Annotated in this window: 14 protein-coding genes; 8 read left to right on the forward strand and 6 right to left on the reverse strand. The window is 64.5% G+C overall.

The genetic code is table 11. The features are described from left to right. Positions 1 to 45: 45 nt before the first annotated feature. On the reverse strand, positions 46 to 1254 hold the full coding sequence (locus AB3X94_RS24425; RefSeq protein WP_176379363.1) for an MFS transporter: 1209 nt from the start codon (positions 1252 to 1254) through the stop codon (positions 46 to 48). 449 nt (positions 1255 to 1703) lie between these two features. On the opposite strand from AB3X94_RS24425, the gene AB3X94_RS24430 reads away from it, so the two are divergent. The 4 genes from AB3X94_RS24430 to AB3X94_RS24445 all read left to right on the forward strand — a co-directional run bounded on the left by AB3X94_RS24430 (position 1704) and on the right by AB3X94_RS24445 (position 5903). Further along, positions 1704 to 2705, forward strand: coding sequence for a sugar ABC transporter substrate-binding protein (locus AB3X94_RS24430; RefSeq protein ID WP_176379362.1), 1002 nt, complete (start codon positions 1704 to 1706; stop codon positions 2703 to 2705). Between the two features lie 97 nt (positions 2706 to 2802). Then, positions 2803 to 3792 (forward strand): ABC transporter permease, encoded by a 990-nt coding sequence (locus AB3X94_RS24435; protein ID WP_176106521.1) that lies wholly within the window; start codon positions 2803 to 2805, stop codon positions 3790 to 3792. A 20-nt stretch (positions 3793 to 3812) separates the two neighbouring features. Beyond that, entirely contained in the window at positions 3813 to 4616 is an 804-nt protein-coding gene (locus AB3X94_RS24440) for an ATP-binding cassette domain-containing protein (RefSeq protein WP_217709874.1), read from the forward strand. Positions 4617 to 4658: 42 nt separating this feature from the next. Next, entirely contained in the window at positions 4659 to 5903 is a 1245-nt protein-coding gene (locus AB3X94_RS24445) for an ROK family transcriptional regulator (RefSeq protein ID WP_176106522.1), read from the forward strand. A 5-nt stretch (positions 5904 to 5908) separates the two neighbouring features. On the opposite strand, the gene AB3X94_RS24450 is transcribed toward AB3X94_RS24445, so the two are convergent. Then, positions 5909 to 9022 carry a transglycosylase domain-containing protein gene (locus tag AB3X94_RS24450; protein WP_368612973.1) on the reverse strand — a complete coding sequence of 1038 codons (3114 nt, stop codon included), beginning with the start codon at positions 9020 to 9022 and terminating at the stop codon, positions 5909 to 5911. Between the two features lie 309 nt (positions 9023 to 9331). Next, positions 9332 to 10285, reverse strand: a complete 954-nt coding sequence (locus AB3X94_RS24455) for a LysR family transcriptional regulator (protein ID WP_368612974.1) — start codon at positions 10283 to 10285, stop codon at positions 9332 to 9334. A gap of 159 nt (positions 10286 to 10444) precedes the next feature. Here AB3X94_RS24455 and AB3X94_RS24460 point away from each other — a divergent pair, with 159 nt between their 5' ends. The 3 genes from AB3X94_RS24460 (at position 10445) to AB3X94_RS24470 (ending at position 13635) form a co-directional block, all read left to right on the forward strand. Continuing rightward, positions 10445 to 11377, forward strand: a complete 933-nt coding sequence (locus AB3X94_RS24460) for a dihydrodipicolinate synthase family protein (protein WP_176106525.1) — start codon at positions 10445 to 10447, stop codon at positions 11375 to 11377. Positions 11378 to 11484: 107 nt separating this feature from the next. Then, positions 11485 to 12774, forward strand: a complete 1290-nt coding sequence (locus tag AB3X94_RS24465; protein ID WP_368612975.1) for an NAD(P)/FAD-dependent oxidoreductase — start codon at positions 11485 to 11487, stop codon at positions 12772 to 12774. Positions 12775 to 12879: 105 nt separating this feature from the next. Further along, complete coding sequence (locus tag AB3X94_RS24470) at positions 12880 to 13635, forward strand: TetR/AcrR family transcriptional regulator (protein WP_176106527.1); 756 nt, start codon at positions 12880 to 12882, stop codon at positions 13633 to 13635. Positions 13636 to 13744: 109 nt separating this feature from the next. Here the strand turns inward: AB3X94_RS24470 and AB3X94_RS24475 are convergent, their stop codons facing one another. The 3 genes from AB3X94_RS24475 to aroQ are packed head-to-tail and all read right to left on the reverse strand — an operon-like array spanning position 13745 to position 16565. Further along, a complete protein-coding gene (locus AB3X94_RS24475) occupies positions 13745 to 15112 on the reverse strand; it encodes an MFS transporter (protein WP_176106528.1) in 1368 nt (455 codons plus the stop codon). Positions 15113 to 15162: 50 nt separating this feature from the next. Then, complete coding sequence (locus tag AB3X94_RS24480) at positions 15163 to 16113, reverse strand: shikimate dehydrogenase (RefSeq protein WP_176106529.1); 951 nt, start codon at positions 16111 to 16113, stop codon at positions 15163 to 15165. Then, the gene (gene aroQ, locus AB3X94_RS24485) at positions 16110 to 16565 is read right to left on the reverse strand and encodes a type II 3-dehydroquinate dehydratase (protein WP_176106530.1); all 456 of its coding nucleotides are present in this window, start codon (positions 16563 to 16565) and stop codon (positions 16110 to 16112) included. The genes AB3X94_RS24480 and aroQ overlap by 4 nt, the downstream gene beginning before the upstream one ends. Positions 16566 to 16883: 318 nt before the next feature. Between aroQ and AB3X94_RS24490 the strand changes: the two genes are divergently transcribed. Beyond that, complete coding sequence (locus AB3X94_RS24490; RefSeq protein ID WP_368612976.1) at positions 16884 to 18776, forward strand: bifunctional sugar phosphate isomerase/epimerase/4-hydroxyphenylpyruvate dioxygenase family protein; 1893 nt, start codon at positions 16884 to 16886, stop codon at positions 18774 to 18776. The last annotated feature ends 170 nt before the right edge of the window (positions 18777 to 18946 follow it).

Raw genomic sequence — 18946 nt, forward strand, 5'->3', positions numbered from 1 at the left:
ACGGCGCAACGTGTAGTCGCCGACGCTCAGCCGGCTTGCCGCGCATCAACTCGCGTGACGAGGCACACGCGCACCGACCGCCAACGCAATGCAGGCCAATACCGCGGACACCGCCGCGAACGCGACGTTGGCCCACAAATGCCCGACCCGGGTCGACAGCAGCGCTATGCCGACCGCCGGCAACGAGTTGCCGGTGTAACAGCACAGCAGATACGCCGATAGCAATTCGGCGCGTTGGTCCGCGGGCGCGATCCGGTTGACCTCCTGCAAGCTGCCGCGAAACCCGAGCGCGGCTGCGATGCCACACAACGCCGTCGCCGCGCTCAGCACCACGATCGACGCGGCGACCTGCGCCCACAGCAGCAACGCCAGACTCGGCGGCAACAGCCACAGACCGGCGAACATCGCGGTGCGGGCGGCGAGTTTCGACGTAACCATCACCGTGATCGTGCTCGCGGCGAACAGTTCGGCGACGAGCGCCCCGCTCAGCGCGGGGCTGTGCAGATGCATGCTGTTCGCGATCAGATTGGGCAGCAGCGCCGCGAAAAAGCCGAGCAGCGCGAAGGTCGCGAATGCGGTGACGGCAGGCACGACGAATGCCACGCGCAATCGCGCGGGTACGCCGATGCGTGGCGCGAACGACACCTGTGCAAACGTCCGGGCGCGCTCCTGCACGGTTTCGCATGCGAGCGCCGCCAACGCCGCGGTGACCAGAAGCGTCAACAGATAAACGACGAACACCGTGTGCAACGGCCAGGGCGCGAACTGCGCGAGCAGTCCGGTCAGCAGCGGTCCCACTCCGAGCCCGGCCAGATTGACCGCCGCGGCAAGACGGCTGGCGGGCGCCTTGTCGGCGCCGGCGTGCAATTCCGCGATCCACGCGGTCGCCGTGGCGGCACCGACGCCGATCGCCAGTCCGCTTGCCGCTCGGGCGACGAACAGCCACGTCGCATGCGTGGCGAATAGAAAGCACATCGTGCTCGCGATCGCGGCTGCGAGCACCAGCAGAGTGACCGATCGACGGCCGGCCTGGTCGGATACGCGACCGAATAAAAACAACGCGCCGAGATTGCCGATCACGTAGGTCGCGTACACGAGCGTGATCGTCAGCTCGGACAAGCCGAACCGGCGTTGATAGAGCGGATAAAGCGGCGTGACCATCGTGCTGCCCGCGTACAGAACGCCGATCACGAGGGCGGCGGCGCTCAGCGATGCGCGGGAGCCGAGTCGTCGCTGCCACCAATGCGAAGGCATGGGTCTCTCCGACAGGTTCACGTCCTGTCGACGCGAGCAAGTGCTGTTCCGCCGCGACCTCGCCTCCGGATTCAGCGAACCCCGAAAACGCGCGTTACGTGCCGCGAAATGTGTTTAAAAGCCATCGCTCAGGCTTCAAATAGCTTTCAGTCGATCCAGGACTTTCCCGAAGCCCAAACGCGCTGCTTCGCACCGCAACACGCCTTCAAAGCCTTACCACGCAAGCCTTACAGCCTGCACGCGGTGCGCCGCACGGCAATTTTCCGCTTTCACATTTCCTTGACGATCGGCTGCGCGCCTGCTGTACTAAATCAACCAAAGTGATTTAGGTGATTTCCTTCTGACCACGTCGAATCGAAGGGTCATCGCCGAACGTCGACCCAGCAACTTTGCAGTTTCGATCTATCAGCAGTCTCACACGTCGTTGCCAATAACTGGAGGAGCGTCTCATGAATCTGAATTCCCACAGGCGTCCTGTCGTCAGGACAATCGTGTCGATGTGTGCCGCGGCAGCGGCGCTGTGGTGCGCGAGCGCGAGTCAGGCCGCCGACCAGCCCGTCATCGGCCTGATCACGAAGACCGATACGAACCCGTTCTTCGTCAAGATGCGCCAGGGCGCGGACGCGACCGCGTCGAAAGACGGCGCGAAACTGATCACGGCCGCCGGCAAGTTCGACGGCGACAACGCGAGCCAGGTCACCGCGATCGAAAACATGATGACGGCCGGCGCGAAAGCGATCCTGATCACGCCGAGCGACACCAAGGCGATCGTGCCGAGCATCAAGAAGGCGCGCGCGGCCGGCGTGATGGTCGTCGCGCTCGATACGCCGACCGATCCGCAGGACGCGACCGACGCCCTCTTCGCGACCGACAACTTCAAGGCCGGCGTGCTGATCGGCAAATATGCGAAGGCCGCGCTGAACGGCAAACCCGCGAAGATCGCCACGCTCGATCTCGCACCGGGCGTGTCGGTCGGCGTGCTGCGTCACAACGGCTTCCTCGAAGGCTTCGGTGTCAAGGAAGGCGATGCGTCGATCGTCTGTAGCCAGGACACGCGCGGCGATCAGGCGAAAGGCCAGACCGCGATGGAAAACTGCCTGCAGAAGGCACCCGATATCAACGTGGTCTACACGATCAACGAACCGGCCGCGGCCGGCGCGTATCGCGCGCTGAAGGCAGCGGGCAAGGACAAGGGCGTGATGATCGTGTCGATCGACGGCGGCTGCGAAGGCGTGCGCAACGTGAAGGCCGGCGCGATCGCGGCGACCTCGCAGCAGTATCCGCTGAAGATGGCCTCGCTCGGCGTCAGCGCCGGCGTCGATTACGCGAAGACCGGCAAGAAGGTCTCCGGGTATCAGGACACCGGCGTCACGCTGATCACCGATAGACCGATGTCCGGCGTCGATAGCAAGGACACGAAGTTCGGCCTCGATAACTGCTGGGGCAAGTAACGCGCATTGCACAGCGGCCCGTTGCGCGTCGTAGCGGGCCGCCATCTGATTCGCCGCGTGACCTTCAGGTCACGCTCATGTACCGAGGACTGCCATCATGTCGACCCCTTCCGCGCCCGCCGGCCGCCCGCGCCCGTCATTCTCCGAGCATCTGCCATCGCTGACCGAAATCGGACCGTTGATCGCGCTGGTGCTGGCCTGCGCATTCTTTATTTCGCAGAGCAGCCGCTTTCTATCGTTCCAGAACCTGTCCCTGATCCTGCAACAGACGATGGTCGTCGCGGTCATCGCGATCGGCCAGACGCTGATCGTGCTGACCGGTGGCATCGATCTGTCTTGCGGCATGGTGATGGCCTTCGGCTCGATCATCATGACCAAGTTCGCGGTCGTGCTCGGCGTGCCACCCATTCTCGCAATCCTATGCGGCATCGGCGCCAGCACATTGTTCGGCTTACTGAACGGCCTGTTGATCACACGCATCAAGCTTCCCGCGTTCATCGTCACGCTGGGTACGCTGAACATCGCGTTTGCGCTCACGCAGATCTACTCGAACGCGGAAAGCGTGTCGAACCTGCCCGACGCGATCATGTTCTTCGGCAGCACGTTCAGGCTCGGACCGGCGGAAGTCACGTACGGCACCGTGCTGACGCTGCTGATGTATCTGGCCACGTGGTTCGTGCTGCGCGACACGGTGCCCGGCAGGCATCTGTACGCGCTCGGCAACAACGCCGAGGCCGCGCGGCTGATGGGCCTGTCGTCGCAGCGGATTCTGCTGATCGTCTACACGCTCGCCGGCGCGATCTATGGCATCGCCGCGCTGCTGTCGGTAGCGCGCACCGGCGTCGGCGATCCGCAGGCCGGGCAAACCGAGAATCTCGACAGCATCACCGCGGTCGTGCTCGGCGGCACGAGTCTGTTCGGCGGACGCGGATCGATCGTCGGCACCTTGCTCGGAGCGCTGATCGTCGGCGTGTTCCGTAACGGCCTGACGCTGATCGGTGTGTCATCGGTGTACCAGGTCTTGATCACCGGCATCCTCGTGATTCTCGCGGTCGCCGCCGATAAACTCTCGCACCGCGGCCGTTGATCCCGCACAGGAGCCTTGTCATGCTGACCTCCACCTCCCCTTCCACGTCCGCCGCGATGCCGGTTCTGCAAGCACGCGGACTCGTCAAACGATATGGCAACGTGACCGCGCTCGACGGTTGCGATTTCGAAGTGCTGCCCGGCGAAATCCTCGCGGTGATCGGCGACAATGGCGCGGGCAAATCGTCGCTGATCAAGGCGCTTTCCGGCGCGACGGTGCCCGACGAAGGCGAGATTCTGCTCGACGGCAAACCAGTCAAGTTCCGCAGTCCGCTCGACGCGCGCGCGCAAGGCATCGAGACCGTGTACCAGGAACTCGCGGTTGCGCCGGCGATGAGCATCGCCGAAAACCTGTTTCTCGCCCGCGAATTGCTGAAGCCAGGCTGGCGCGGCTCGCTGTTCAAGATGATCGACAAGCGCCGCATGCTCGACGAAGCGACCGCGGCCATGAAAGACTTGCAAATCGGCATCCGCTCGATGCGCCAGGCGGTCGAAACGCTGTCCGGCGGCCAGCGCCAGGGCGTCGCGGTGGCACGCAGCGCGGCGTTCGCGCGCCACGTCGTGATTCTGGACGAGCCCACCGCCGCGCTCGGCGTGAAGGAAGGCAACATGGTGCTCGAACTGATCCGGCGCGTGCGCGATCGTGGTTTGCCGGTGATCCTGATCAGCCACAACATGCCGCACGTGTTCGAGATCGCCGACCGCATCCATATTCAGCGGCTCGGCCGGCGCGCGGCGCTCGTCAATACGAAGGACGTGCACATGTCGGAAGCGGTCGCGATCATGACCGGCGCGAAGAAAGCCGACGTGAAGGCAATCGCGTGACGCGCCGCTCAACCCGCTGAGCCACGAGGCCGATACACGACGATGGACACCTCCAGCACCAGCCCGCGCTCGCCGGTCAAACGCACGGTCGGCTCGAACCAGGTCGGCATGCGGCAATTCAACGAGCGGATCGTGCTGCAAACGATCCGCTTGCATGGCCCGCTGCCGAAGGCCGAGGTCGGCCGCCTCACGCGTCTTTCGATGCAGACGGTGTCGATGATCGTCGATCGGCTGATCGCCGACGGCCTGCTCGAAAAACAGGCGCGCGTGCGCGGCAAGATCGGCCAGCCGTCGGTGCCGATCGCGCTGCGCGCGGACGGCGCGTACACGATCGGCATCAAGGTCGGACGCCGCAGTCTCGACGTGCTCGCGATGGACTTCGCCGGGCGCATCGTGTGCCGCGACGTGTTCGAGTATGCGTATCCCGACCCGCGAACGCTGTTCCCCGCGCTCGAAAGCAAACTCGCGCGCGTGAACCAGACGCTCGGTGCGAAGGCCGGCAAAGTGGTTGGCGTCGGCGTCGCGGCGCCGTTGTGGCTCGGCGGCTGGCGCGACTTTCTCGGCGCGCCGCCCGGCGCGCTCGAAGCCTGGAACGACATCGATCTGCGCGCGCGCATCGCAACGATAAGCGGCCTGCCCGTCGAGTTCGCCAAAGACACCACGGCCGCGTGCGCGGCCGAACTCGTGATGGGCCAGGGGCGCGGCATCCACAACTTCCTGTATCTGTTCGTCGGCACGTTCATCGGCGGCGGACTCGTGATCGACGGCCGTCTGCATGGCGGTCCGCACGACAACGCCGGCGCGGTCGGTTCGATCCCGCTGCGCGAAGGCAGCGCACGCAAACCCGCGCGGCAGTTGCTGCACGCGGCATCGGGCTTCGTGCTCGAACAACTGTTCAGCGACGCGGGCGCGCCGGCCGCCGCGGCGCACGATCATCGCGCACTGTCGCCCGAGTTGTGGCGGCATACCGAGCAATGGCTCGATAGCGCATGCCCGGCGATCGCAAACGCGCTGACCAACGCGGCCGCGCTGCTCGATCTCGAAGCCGTCGTGATCGACGGCGAGTTCGACCGGCTATTGTTGCGCGAGATCATTCGCCGCACCGAGCGCGTGCTCGATCGTTTCGAATGGGAAGGGATGGTGCGGCCGCAATTGCTGGAAGGCGCGATCGGCGCCGACGCCCGCGCGATGGGCGGTGCGATTCTGCCGCTCTATGGGCATTTCGCACCGGTCCATGAGCTGTTTCTGAAGCCGGCGGCGTCGGAGGCGGGTTTTGACGAGCGGTAAGCGGTTCAGTGCGCGGCAACTTTCGTCGCTGCTGGCGTCGCTTGCGCCGGCACCGTCGTCACGGTTTTCTGAACCGGCTTATCGAGCAACGGCTGCAACGCCGGAGCCATCGACTTCAGCAACTGCACCGCCAGCGCACTCGTGAAGTCGTAACGCGCGGCGTAGGGCTCGTGCACCCACGCGGTCAGCGTGCCGTAGAAGCGGTCGCCGAGCGCGAACACGAAGGTCGCGCTGCGATTCACCTTGCGCGACTCGATCAAGCGCGCGCCCTTCGCATACACGTTCAAGCGCTGATCGCCGGTGCCGGTCTTGCCATAGACTTCGAGCGTTTCGCCGTTCGGGAACGTCATGCCTTGCGCGAGGCGCCTCGCGGTACCCCCCGTCACGACATCACGCAACAGCATCCGTACCTCGCTCGCGATCTCCGGCGACACCTGCTGCTGCGGCGCGACCACCGCGCGCCGGAAATGCGTTTCGTACGGCGTATCCTTCGCGAAGTCGATTTGCGTCAGCGTTTCGGTCGGCACCTTGTTGCCGCCGTTCGCGATCACGCCGATCAGTTGCGCGAGCGCCGCCGGACGATCGCCCGACGCGCCGATCGCCGCCGCATACGACGGCGTCAGCGATGCGAACGGATAGCCGAGCGCCTGCCACGATTTGCCGATCGCGTCGAACGCGCGCAGTTCGACCATGCGCTTGATGCGGCGATCCTGAGTCGCGTGATAGCGCGTCTTGAAGAGCCACGAGTAGGTGGACAGTCGCACGTCCTGGCTTGCGGTTTCGATCTGCGCGAGCGTCGCATCGGGATGCTTGCGCAGATAATTCAGCGTCCACAGTTCGAGCGGATGCACGCTGGAGATATAGCCGCGGTCGTTCAGGTTGAAGCGGTTGATGCCGTACTTGTCGTACAGATTCGCAAGGTCTTCGTCGTCGAGCATCGAAGCCGACGGGGTGTTCTTCAGCGCCGCGTACATCATCTTGTTGAACCAGGCGTTCGATTGATCCGGCGCGACGCTGCGCAAAGCGGTCGCCACTTTCGGCGGCGATTTGCGCACGCCGAGAAGCAAGAGCGTGATCTGCTGATCGGGCGTCTTGCCGTGATACTTCGTGTAGAAACGCTTCATGTACACGCGGCTTTCCTGATCGGCGAAACGCGTCAGATACATCTTGCGGGTCGCTGTATCGCCGAGCCATTCCGACGACGGCCCGGTGGTCTGCACCATTTCATAGTGCACGATATCGCGCATCAGGCGCACGAACACGAGGTTCACCGAATGCTGGAACGCACGATGCACGGTCAGGATGCGGCTGTTGTCATCGGACTCGAAGTTCGTGAAGGTCTGCGCGCCGCCGCCCGTAAAGAACGTTTCGCCGGGGCTCGCCGAGTATTTACGCTCGACGGCGGCGTCGAGCATCGGCTGCAGCGAGTGATCGCGCGTGTGCAGCAGATAGTCGATCGCCCAGCGCGTCAGCCGATCGTTCGGATCGGGCGTGACTGCTTTCAGCTCGGCATTGCTCAGCGAGGCGTAACGGGTGTGCAGATCTGTGACGATCTGCAGATACGTGATGACGGTGCGCAGTTTCGCGGTCGAACCCAGGTTCAGGCGCGCGCCCGAATTGATGTCGAACGGCTGGTTCACGCTATCGGTCTGCACGCGCACGAGGTTCGCGTCGCCGTGCCGTTCGAAAAGCGTGAAGCTGTAGGCGATATGCGTCGGATCGTCGGACCCGCGCAGCATTTCGTAGCCGACGAGCCCCGCGGCCTTCGCGCCGTCTTTGGTCGCGGCGGCGGCGAGGCGCTCGGCGACGGCCTGTTGCACATCATTGTTCAGCGTGCCTGTGGCCTGCACGTCGAGGCGGTCCAGTTCATAGAAGCTGCGCACACCGAGCGCGGCGAGCAGATGCGAGCGCATCGACGTCACGGCCTTGCGCGACACGAACGAACCGAGATCCGGCGTGCTGCGCGGCGCGCGATGCAGTTCGACATGCGCCGCCAACGCCGCGTCGCGCAACTGCGCGGTGATCACGCCGCCACTCGCGAGCAGCCGCAGATAGCTGTCGGTCAGCCGTTCGAGCTCGGGATAGCCGCGCTGCAGGAAAAACGACGGCGCGCGCTGCGCAATCATTAGCGACAGCACTTCGCGAAACGCCAGGCCCTGGTCGGGCAGATTCGCGTCGGTCGACGGCGCCTTCAGCAGACGGTTGGTCTCGCGGAAATCGCGCCCATACCAGGCGGCGAGACCATCGCCGATCCCGTTGATTTCGCCGACGCCGGGCTGCGCGGCGAGCGGCACCGAGTTCAGATAGTGCACGACGATCTGTTCGCGCGCGGGCAGTGTTTGCGGTCCGTTCAGATAAGCGCGCACCGACGCCGACGCGATTTGCCGCAGCTTTTCAGGCGGCGTCGCGGTGCGGCCGCCCGCCGAGTGACGGAATTTCTCGATCTGCGTTGCGAGCGTGCTGCCGCCCGGCGTCTGCTGATGACGATTGAAAACGCGCGCGCCCTGGTCGACGAGCGCGCGGCTGAAGCGCCCCCAGTCGATCGCCGGATTGCGGTTCGGCTGACCCGGATCGAGCAGATAGCGGTCTTCGATGAACAGCAGCGAGTTCACGACGAGCGGCGGAATCGCGTCGAAGCTGTCGTACACGCGGCCCGGAAACTGAGCGCTGTATAGCGGCACGCCAGTGCCGTCGAACAATTGCAGGCCTGCCGTGTCTTTTTCGTCGTAAGGCAGGAACAGGCCATCATCGGCCAGCGACAGCATGCGTTCTGAATCGCGCGCCTGCGAGCTGATTTCGAAGCCATGCTGCAACAGGCGCTGCTGAATGGCAGGCAACAGCGCGTAGCCGAGGCGCGCGTCGTACGGGCCCTTGTCGGCTTGCGGAAAGCGGATGGAATGACTGGGACCGTCGGCGACCGAGAAACCGACGTCGCGGGTCAGCTCGGAAAGGTAGCGCGCCTGCAGCCGCGAGGTCTCGATCTCGATCTGCACGAGCCGCGCAATCAGCGCCATCGCGAGCAGGAAAAACGCGGCCAGGCCCCATTTGAGCCAACGCCAACTCCGCACGGTCACGGTGCTGGTCGCGCGAAGCGGAAACCGAAGCGGTGGCCGATTCATGGCTGCTCTCCCCGAGCGATGGCCAGGATGTCCAGCCTGGCTCAGTTGATATAAACCAGTGTAGCTCGGAACGAGAAACCGTCATCGGCTCAGATTGACGCGACAGTGTCGCGGCTACAACATCCGCTGGCGTCGAATGACAAAACGCGAACCGGCATGAGATATTGAAGGACTTTTCACCCGAATACCAAACCGCCTTTTCGGGCGGTTTTGCCGTTTCTGGCGGCGCTTGCCGAAACAAAGTCGCTTTTTGGCTGGCATTCTTACCGGCAACCGGGCGAACGGCCGAGCAAGCCGGTGGCGGTGCGGCTAAGCTCGTATTTTCGTCTGCGTCCGTTGTGTCTGTGCGCGCAACAGCGCGATGAACCGCTCCGCCGGCGGCGACAGCACGCCGCCCTTGCGCGTGACGATGCCGAAAGTCTGCGATGGCGATTTGAGCCTGACCGGCACGACGCGCAGCATCTTGTGCCGTACGAACGGCCCGGCAATCGCGCTCGGCAGCAGCGAAACGAGTTCGGCGCTGCTTTGCAGCAGTGCCACTGTCACGAAAGTGGAAGCCGTCGAAATCGGATTGTCGGGCATGTCGAGGCCGGCGAGATCCAACTCGCGTTCGAGCAGCGCATGCAGCGGCATATGTGACGGATACATGACCCAGCGATGCCCGCCGAGCTCGCTCAACGTCATCTCGCGACGCGGCAACGGCGCATGCTGATACCCGACCACCACCGCCAACGGCTCGTCGCCGAGCGGACGATACTGATACTTCGACGGATCGGCCGCGACCGCCGCGCGGCCGATCACCAGATCGAGCCGGCCGTCGTCGAGCTGCGCGAGCATCCGCGCGCTGGTGTCTTCGACCACCTCGATCGACAGACCCGGTTGCGCCGCATGCAACTGGTTCAGCGCGGGCACCACGCAGTCGGGAATCGCGCCCATGATCGCGCCGAGCGCGAGCCGCCCGCCACGCCCCGAACGTATTTCCGCGACGTCCTGACACAGCGCGGTGAGGTCCGACGTCACGACGCGCGCATAGCGGATCACGCAATGGCCGAGCTGGTTCGGGACCATGCCGCTTTTCGAGCGCTCGAAAAGCGGCGCGTCGAGCATCGATTCGAGCTCCTGCAGCGCCTTGCTCGCCGCCGATTGCGTCATCGACATCACGCCGGCCGCTTTGTGCAGCGATTTGTGATCGTCGAGCGCGATCAGCAGATGCAGCTGCTTCATGCGCAGCTTCGACAGCAGGACGTTGAGCGTGTCTTTCATTGTGCGGGTGAGTCGCAAAAGCGATCACGATATGGAAACAATTCAATATACCTGCGACGCCCGGGGCCGTATAGTCGCCGCAGGAGACATTCATCCAGTTGCGCCGCTCGCTCGCGGGCTCGAGCGCAATCCTTCCATCCCAGCACGGACCACATCGCCATGAGCCAAGCGTCACACTCCCCCGCCCTGCGCGGCGTCTTCCCCGTCGTGCCGACGATCTTCGACGACGCCGGCCGCCTCGATCTCGAAGGCCAGAAGCGCTGTCTCGATTTCATGATCGACTCCGGCTCGAACGGCCTGTGCATTCTCGCGAACTTCTCCGAGCAGTTCGCGCTGTCCGACGACGAGCGCAGCACACTGATGCATCTCTCGCTCGAACACGTCGCGGGCCGTGTGCCGGTGATCGTCACGACCACGCACTTCAGCTCGTACCAGTGCGCGGAGCGCAGCCGCGCCGCGCAGGCCGCGGGCGCCGCGATGGTGATGGTGATGCCGCCGTATCACGGCGCGACGATCCGCATCGGCGAGCGCGGCATCTACGAGTTCTATCGCACGGTGTCCGATGCGATCCAGATTCCGATCATGATCCAGGATGCGCCGGTCAGCGGCACGCCGTTGTCCGCGCCGTTCCTCGCTCGCATGGCGCGCGAGATCGACAACGTGTCGTACTTCAAGATCGAAACGCCACAGGCCGCCAACAAGCTGCGCGAGCTGATCGAACTGGGCGGCGACGCGATCGTCGGTCCGTGGGACGGCGAGGAAGCGATCACGTTGATGGCCGATCTCGATGCGGGCGCGACCGGCTCGATGACGGGCGGCGGTTATGCCGATGGCATCCGCCTGATCATCGATGCCTATGCGGCCGGCGATACCGAGGGCGCCGCCGCGCACTATCAGCAGTGGCTGCCGCTGATCAACTACGAGAACCGCCAGGGCGGCCTCGCATCGTGCAAGGCGCTGATGAAGGAAGGCGGCGTGATCGCGTCGGACGCGGTGCGTGATCCGCTGCCGCAAATGCATCCGGCGACGCGCGAAGGGCTGTTGAAGATCGCGCGCCGGCTCGATCCGCTGGTGTTGCGCTGGGGTCGATAACACACGTTGAAATGCAGCGGGGCGCCCGCCGACGTGCGGGCTTCCGCGGGCTGGACGGCGACACGCGATTGCCGCTAACCTAGGGCGTGTCCACGAGCTCGCGCCCCATGCAAAGTTTCTACGAAGCCACCGTCACTCGCTCCTGCGCCTATGCGCCCCTCAACGGTCGACGCAGCGCGCACGTCTGCATCATCGGCGGCGGACTCGCGGGACTCTCCACCGCGTTGGGACTCGCCGAGCGCGGCGTCGAAGACGTCGTCGTGCTCGAAGCACAGCAGGTCGGCTTCGGCGCATCGGGACGCAACGGCGGCTTCGTGTTCGGCGGCTACAGCCTCGATTGCGCCGACCTGCTGAAGACGCTCGGGCCGGCACGGGCGCGTGAACTCTATGCGCTGACCACCGACGCGGTCGAGCTGATGCGCAAACGCATTGCGCGCTATCGGATCGATTGCGACGCAACCGATGCCGGCGTGATCCTCGCGAACCGGTTCGACGAACCCGGGCGCCTCGAAGCGCAACGGCGTCTGATGCGCGATTCGTTCGGCGTCGACTGGGAACCGATCGCCGCCGACGAACTCGCCGCGCAACTGAAAACGAGCCGCTATCACGGCGGACTGTTCGAGCGCAACGCGTTTCATTTTCATCCGCTCAAGTACGTCCTCGGCGTCGCCGCGGCGGCCGCGCACGCGGGCGTGACGATCCACGAGCGCTCGCCGGTCGTCGGCTTGCGGCGCGACGGCGCGGGCTTCGTTGTCGAGACACCGCAAGGTGCGCTCGACGCCCGTCATGTCGTGATGGCGGGCGGCGGCTATGCGCGCAACGTGTATGCGCGCGTCGAGCGCGCGGTGCTGCCGATCGCCACCTACGTGATGGCGACCGAGCCGCTCGGCGAACGCTTGCACGACGCGATCGCGACGCGCGCCGCGGTCTACGACACCCGTTTCGCATTCGACTACTACCGGCCGCTGCCCGACACCCGCATCCTGTGGGGCGGCCGCATCTCGGTGCGTAATCGCGAGCCCGAGGCGATCGCGCGTCTGTTGCGGCAGGACCTGCTGAAGGTCTATCCGCAGCTGCGCGACGTACGCATCGAGCATGCGTGGGGCGGACTAATGAGCTACGCGCGGCACAAGATGCCGCAGATCGGCCAAAGCACGGACGGCGTCTGGTACGCGGTCGGTTTCGGCGGACACGGCATGGCGCCGACCACGGTGTCGGGCGAATTGCTGGCCGCGGCGATCTGCGGTGAACGGCCGGTGCCCGATGCATTCGCGAGCTTCGGCCTCACGCGCACATACGGCGCGCTCGGTCTCGCGGCCGCGCAGCTCACGTACACCGCGATGCAAACACGCGACGCCCTCGCCGCGCGCCGCCGGCCCACGCGACCGGTCGCGTAAGCGCCACGCAAGCTCCTTCGAAATACCTGCACCGATGCCCGAGACCCGCGCCAGAGGCCCATTTCACCATGCTAGAATGCGCCGTCACTGCCGCTCGAAACCACAATGAAAAAGGGAAGCAAGGCCGCCGAGCCTGATACCAACGGCATCGTGTCGGGCGCGCCGCACGCCGACGCGCGACGTACCGACGCCAAGCGAGCCGACGCCAGCCGTGTCAACACCCGGCGTGCGGACGCCCCACGCAAATACGATCCCGAGCAGACGAAGCGCAACATCCTCGACGTCGCGACCCAGGAGTTCTCCGCGATGGGACTGACGGGCGCACGCGTCGACGCGATCGCGGAGCGCACGAACACCACCAAGCGCATGCTGTACTACTACTTCGGCAGCAAGGAAGGGTTGTACCAGGCGGTGCTGGAAAAGGTGTATGGAGACATTCGCGCGCTCGAACAGGATCTGCACATCAGCGAACTTGATCCGGTCGAGGGCATGCGCGCGCTGGTCGAATTCACGTTCGACTACCACGACCGGCAGCGCGACTTCGTGCGCCTCGTGACCATCGAAAACATTCACGGCGCGAAGTACGTCGAGCAGGTCAAGACGTTCAAAGGACGCAACGTCACTGTGATTCACACGATCGAGGATCTGCTCGCGCGCGGCATCGCGTCCGGCCAGTTCCGCAGCGATATCGATCCGATCGATCTGCATCTGATGATCAGTTCGCTGTGCTTTCATCGCGTGGGCAACCGGCATACGTTCGGCACCGCGTTCGGGCGCGATCCGTCGCATCCTCGATTGCGCGCGCGGCATCGGGCGATGATCGTCGATGCGATCTTGCGGTTCGTGAAGAAGGACGATTGAGGCCGCTTGCGTAGCGACCGGCTGAAAATGAAAAACGGGATGTGGCTTTCACCACATCCCGTTTTTGCTTCGACACCCGTCACCTGAAGCGACGTCTCAACAGGAAGCCTCAATCCGCCAGCACGATCCGCTTGATATCGCCGACGATGAAGATATACGACAGCGCGCCGATCAACGCGATGACACCAATGAACACCAGCGCACCGACGAACGAACCGGTCGCCGCGACGATCAGGCCCACCACCAGCGGGGTCACGATACCCGCCAGATTCGCGGCGAAGTTGAAGATGCCGCCGGTCACACCAAGCAGGCCCTCGGGCGCGATATCCGACACCAGCGTCCAGCCGAGCGCGGCCATACCTTGCGCAAAGAATGCCACCGACAGAATCGCGATCACGACCACGTTGCTCTCGACATAGTTGGCGAGAATGATCGTCGATGCGAGCAGCAAACCGGCGATGATCGGCAGCTTGCGCGCGACGTTCGGCGATTTGCCACGACGCAGCAGCCAGTCGGAAAACACACCGCCGAACATCACGCCGATCGACGCCGCAATGAACGGCATGATCGCGAAGAAGCCGATCTTCAGCCACGCCATATGACGCTCGGTGGCGAGATACGTCGGGAACCACGTGAGGAAAAATACCAGCGTCGAATTGCCCGCGAACTGGCCGAGGCAGATGCCGGTCAGCTGACGATGCTTGAGCAGCTGGCCGATCGTGCGCCATTGAAAGCCGCTCGTCTTCGATGCCGCCGCATCGGCCGCACCCGCGACATCCTTGTGGCGTTGCGTGAGACCGCCGCCCGCCTCGATATAGTCGAGCTCTTCCTGATTCGCCGACGGATGATCGCGCGGCTCGCGATACATCAGCCACCACACCACGCCAAACGCGATACCGACGCCGCCGACCACGAGAAACAGCGAGCGCCACCCAAACGCGCCCATCAGCATGAACAGGAACGGGCTGAAAAACGCGAGGCCGATATATTCGCCGACCGTGTAGGTGCCGGTCGCCATCGCGCGTTCGCTTTGGGGAAACCACGTGGCGACCACGCGGCTATTGGTCGGGAAGCACGGTGCTTCCGAAACGCCAAGGCCGAGACGGAACGCGAACAGGCCGGCGATGCCACCCACGAGCCCCTGCGCGAGCGTGCACAGTGACCAGAACGTCATCGACAGGAAGTACGTGAGCTTGCTGCCGAAGCGGTCGAGAAACAGGCCGCCCGGAATCTGCGAAGCCACGTAGCTCCATGAAAACACGGAGAACAGCAGGCCCATCAGCGCGGCGTTGATGCCAAGCTCCTTCGTCAACTGCGGCGCCGCGATGCCCAGAACGGTGCGGTCGAGATAGTTGATCATCGTGCCGACTGCGAGCAGTCCGAGGATCTGATAACGGGCTTTCGAACGGCGCGCGGGGCTGGCCGACTTGCTCTGCGCGGGCGAGCCCGCGGAACTGGATTGGAACGATTGCGTCATGTCGTACTGGTCTCCTCGATCAGCTTGGATGCCGGTCTCTACGCCGCCGGTTAGCGTTGCAACAGCGATTGAAAATGGGTGTAGACGCGCTCGGCGTCCGGCTCGAGCCCCGTAAAAATGCGCATCGCGTCGACCGCCTGGTAGACCGCCATGCCGCCGCCGCTCAGCGTGCGGCAGCCGAGCGCCTCGGCTGCCTGCAGCAGCGCCGTGCGAATCGGGAAATAGACGATGTCGGCAACCCACAGGTCGCGGTGCAGCAATTCGGCCGGCAGCGGCAGGCCGGGCATTTTAGCCATGCCGGTCGGCGTCGCGTGAATCAGCCCTTGGGCGGCGGCGAGCGATTCTTCGAGCGAGGTGCCCGCGCTGACCTTGGCTTTCGGGAAACGCGCCTGCAATTCGTCGGCGAGCGATTGCGCGCGGCCGGCATCGACGTCGAACAGCGTCAGCGACTGCGCGCCCATGTTCAGCGCCGCGTGCGCGACCGCCGCGCCGGCGCCGCCCGCGCCCAGTTGCACGACGCGTTCCAGCGACACGTCCGGCAGGCCGCGTTGAAACGCGCGCGCGAAACCGGACCAGTCGGTGTTGTGACCGATACGCTTGCCGTCCTTGAACAGCACGGTGTTGACCGCGCCGAGCGCGCGGGCGTCGTCGGACAGTTCATCGAGCAGCGGAATCACCGCCTGCTTGCACGGATAGGTGATGTTCAGGCCGTTGTAACCCATCCGTTCGGCCGCGGTCAGCAGCTCCGGCAGTGCGGCGGTATCGAGCTTCTGCGCATCCAGATCGATGCGTCGGTACACGTAATGCAGACCAAGTTTGCTGCCCTCTTCCTCGTGCATTGCGGGCGTGAGCGAACCGCTGATGCCCGAGCCGATCAGTCCGACCAGAAAGGACTGGGGCGTGGCCCGCAAACTCGCCTGCGCATTGGCCAACGCGGTGATCTGCGCGTCGGACCGGGGATTTTCCTGAGTGTTCGCTTGAGTGTTCGCTTGAGTGTTCATTTGGCCGCCCTATTCTTAAGAATCGTCGCCATCCGTTCCAGCGCGAGCACATAGCCCTGCGTGCCGCAGCCGACGATGATCGCGTCCGCCACCGCCGACACGTACGAGTGATGCCGGAACGCTTCGCGCCGATGCACATTCGAAATATGCACCTCGACGACGGGCTTTTCGATCGCCGTCAGCGCGTCGGCGATCGCGACCGACGTGTGCGTGTACGCGGCCGGATTGATCACGATGCCGTCGACCTTGGTGCGCGCCGCGTGCAGCCAGTCGATCAGTTGATGCTCGGCGTTCGACTGGCAGAAGTCGATCGCGAGATCGAGGCGCTCGCCCGCGTCGCGGCACAGCTTCGCGACGTCGTCGAGCGTTTCCGAGCCATAGATGGCCGGCTCGCGCGTGCCCAGCAGATTGAGGTTCGGTCCGTTCAGGACCAGTACGGAGGCAAAGCTCATGACAACGACTCCCACAAAATAAAGCGCGACTCGAACCGCGGCACTCGCGACGGTTCTTCGACGCATGGCGAAGTGTGCGCTCATCGGCCGTCACCGTCATTCGGGGTTTCTACGAATTTGTACCATCTAGTTAGTTTGTATAGACTATCGAAACTCCCAGCTAGTGTGGGGCATTCTGGTCCGCGTCTTGCTACAGTGCGTAACGAAGTAGCTCATTTTGCGCATTGCAGCAAGCCCGGTAGGCAGCCTCCATAGGCGCGCCGCAGTGGTTTGTCTCCTTGTTTCCCCTTCGTTTGTCCGTCTTTGCAGGAGCCGTTCATGCAACGTTCGATAGCCACCGTGTCGATTAGCGGCACCCTCGTCGAGAAGCTGAGCGCGATCCGCGCGGCAGGCTTCGAAGGTGTCGAAATCTTCGAGAACGACCTGCTGTATTTCGACGGCTCGCCGGCCGACGTGCGCCGCATCGCCGACGACCTCGGCCTGAAGATCATGCTGTTCCAGCCGTTTCGCGATTTCGACGGCGTCAGTCCCGAGCGGCTCGAGCGCAATCTCGACCGCGCGAAGCGCAAGTTCGACGTGATGCACGAGTTGGGCACGGACCGCATTCTCGTGTGCAGCAACGTGTCGCCCGAGACGATCTGCGACGACTCATTGATGATCGACCAGTTGGGCGCGCTGGCGCGCGCGGCCGAAGCGGCCGGCGTGATCGCCGGTTACGAGGCGCTCGCTTGGGGCAAGCACGTGAAGACCTATCGCCACGCGTGGAAGCTCGTCGACGCCGTGAACCATCCGAGCCTCGGGCTCGTGCTCGACAGCTTTCATACGCTTTCGCTGAACGACACGCCCGACGCGATCGCCGACATTCCCGGCGAGCGCATCGCGTTCGTGCAGATCGCGGACGCGCCGAAGCTCGCGATGGACGTGCTCGAATGGAGCCGCCACTACCGCTGCTTCCCCGGCCAGGGCGACTTCGACCTCGCGAACTTCACCGCGCAGGTCGTCAAAGCCGGCTACAAGGGCCCGCTCTCGCTGGAAATCTTCAACGACGGCTTTCGCGCCGCCCCCACCACGATTACGGCCGCCGATGGCCATCGCTCGCTGCTGTTCCTCGAAGAGCAAACTCGTGCGCTGCTCGAAGAGCAGCAGCAGCCGCAGAAAACGACGGGCGACCTGTACCGCTCGCCCGCCGCACCCGCGCACGTCGGCTATCAGTTCCTCGAATTCGCGGTCGATCACACCACCCGCGCGCAACTCGCCGACTGGCTCGGCAAGCTGCGCTTTCGCCAGGCCGGCCAGCATCGTTCGAAGGACGTGACGCTGTATCAGCACGGCGCGGCATCGATCGTGCTGAACGCGGAGCCCGATTCGTTCGCGAACGCGTTCTTTCAGCAGCATGGCTTGTCGCTGTGCGCATCGGCGTTTCGCGTCGACGACGCGAGCCAGGCGTTCGAGCGCGCCGCCGGCTTTGGCTACTCGCCGTTCTCCGGCCAGATCGGGCCGAACGAGCGCGTGCTGCCAGCCGTGCAGGCACCGGACGGCAGCCTCAACTATTTCGTCGACGAAACGCCGGATCAGCCCACGCTGTTCGAGGCCGATTTCGTGCTGACTGACATCAACGGGCCGACCGAGGTGGGACCGCTCGAGCGCATCGATCACGTGTGCCTGTCCGTGCCGGCGAGTGCGCTCGACACGTGGGTGCTGTTTTTGCGCACCGCGTTCGGCTTCCAGGCCGAGCCGGGGGTGCTCGTGCCCGATCCGTACGGCCTCGTGCGCAGCCGCGCGCTGCGCAGCGCCGACGGCTCGGTGCGGATCGCGCTGAATGCATCGGTGGATCGCCACACGGCGGTGGCCGAGGCGCTGCACACGTATCACGGCTCAGGACTGAACCACGTCGCTTTCAGTACCGGCGACATCTTCAGCGCGATCTCCGAATTCGTCGCCGACGGCGTGCCGATCCTGCGCATTCCGCGCAATTACTACGACGACCTCGCGGCCCGCTACGCGCTGTCCGACACGCTGCTCGAAGCGATGCGCGCGAACAATATCCTGTACGACCGCGACGAACGCGGCGGCGAGTTCTTCCACGCTTATACGGAGCAACTCGACCAGCGCTTCTTCCTCGAAATCGTCGAGCGGCGCGGTGGTTATGACGGCTACGGCGCGGCCAATGCGGCGGTGCGGCTCGCGGCTCAGGCACAGCGCCGCAAGTAACGGGCAGGCAGACACCCCAGGCACGGCGGCGGCTTCGTCATTGGCAAGTCGCCGCGACGATACAGGATTTGGTGTTTCAGGCACGCGATTTGCGCGCTCGATCGGTCAGTTCGCCGTCTCGATATAATGGCGGCTGTTTTGGGGTCCAGCCCGCGCGACGCGTGGACCCG

The organism is Paraburkholderia sp. BR10923 (assembly GCF_040948765.1).
Classification (GTDB): domain Bacteria; phylum Pseudomonadota; class Gammaproteobacteria; order Burkholderiales; family Burkholderiaceae; genus Paraburkholderia; species Paraburkholderia youngii.

What these genes read in the sequence shown, in the direction of transcription:
- AB3X94_RS24425 (WP_176379363.1), bottom strand. Translation starts at nt 1,254, where the DNA reads ATGCCTTCGCATTGGTGGCAGCGACGACTCGGCTCCCGCGCATCGCTG.
- AB3X94_RS24430 (WP_176379362.1), top strand. Translation starts at nt 1,704, where the DNA reads ATGAATCTGAATTCCCACAGGCGTCCTGTCGTCAGGACAATCGTGTCG.
- AB3X94_RS24435 (WP_176106521.1), top strand. Translation starts at nt 2,803, where the DNA reads ATGTCGACCCCTTCCGCGCCCGCCGGCCGCCCGCGCCCGTCATTCTCC.
- AB3X94_RS24440 (WP_217709874.1), top strand. Translation starts at nt 3,813, where the DNA reads ATGCTGACCTCCACCTCCCCTTCCACGTCCGCCGCGATGCCGGTTCTG.
- AB3X94_RS24445 (WP_176106522.1), top strand. Translation starts at nt 4,659, where the DNA reads ATGGACACCTCCAGCACCAGCCCGCGCTCGCCGGTCAAACGCACGGTC.
- AB3X94_RS24450 (WP_368612973.1), bottom strand. Translation starts at nt 9,022, where the DNA reads ATGAATCGGCCACCGCTTCGGTTTCCGCTTCGCGCGACCAGCACCGTG.
- AB3X94_RS24455 (WP_368612974.1), bottom strand. Translation starts at nt 10,285, where the DNA reads ATGAAAGACACGCTCAACGTCCTGCTGTCGAAGCTGCGCATGAAGCAG.
- AB3X94_RS24460 (WP_176106525.1), top strand. Translation starts at nt 10,445, where the DNA reads ATGAGCCAAGCGTCACACTCCCCCGCCCTGCGCGGCGTCTTCCCCGTC.
- AB3X94_RS24465 (WP_368612975.1), top strand. Translation starts at nt 11,485, where the DNA reads ATGCAAAGTTTCTACGAAGCCACCGTCACTCGCTCCTGCGCCTATGCG.
- AB3X94_RS24470 (WP_176106527.1), top strand. Translation starts at nt 12,880, where the DNA reads ATGAAAAAGGGAAGCAAGGCCGCCGAGCCTGATACCAACGGCATCGTG.
- AB3X94_RS24475 (WP_176106528.1), bottom strand. Translation starts at nt 15,112, where the DNA reads ATGACGCAATCGTTCCAATCCAGTTCCGCGGGCTCGCCCGCGCAGAGC.
- AB3X94_RS24480 (WP_176106529.1), bottom strand. Translation starts at nt 16,113, where the DNA reads ATGAACACTCAAGCGAACACTCAAGCGAACACTCAGGAAAATCCCCGG.
- aroQ (WP_176106530.1), bottom strand. Translation starts at nt 16,565, where the DNA reads ATGAGCTTTGCCTCCGTACTGGTCCTGAACGGACCGAACCTCAATCTG.
- AB3X94_RS24490 (WP_368612976.1), top strand. Translation starts at nt 16,884, where the DNA reads ATGCAACGTTCGATAGCCACCGTGTCGATTAGCGGCACCCTCGTCGAG.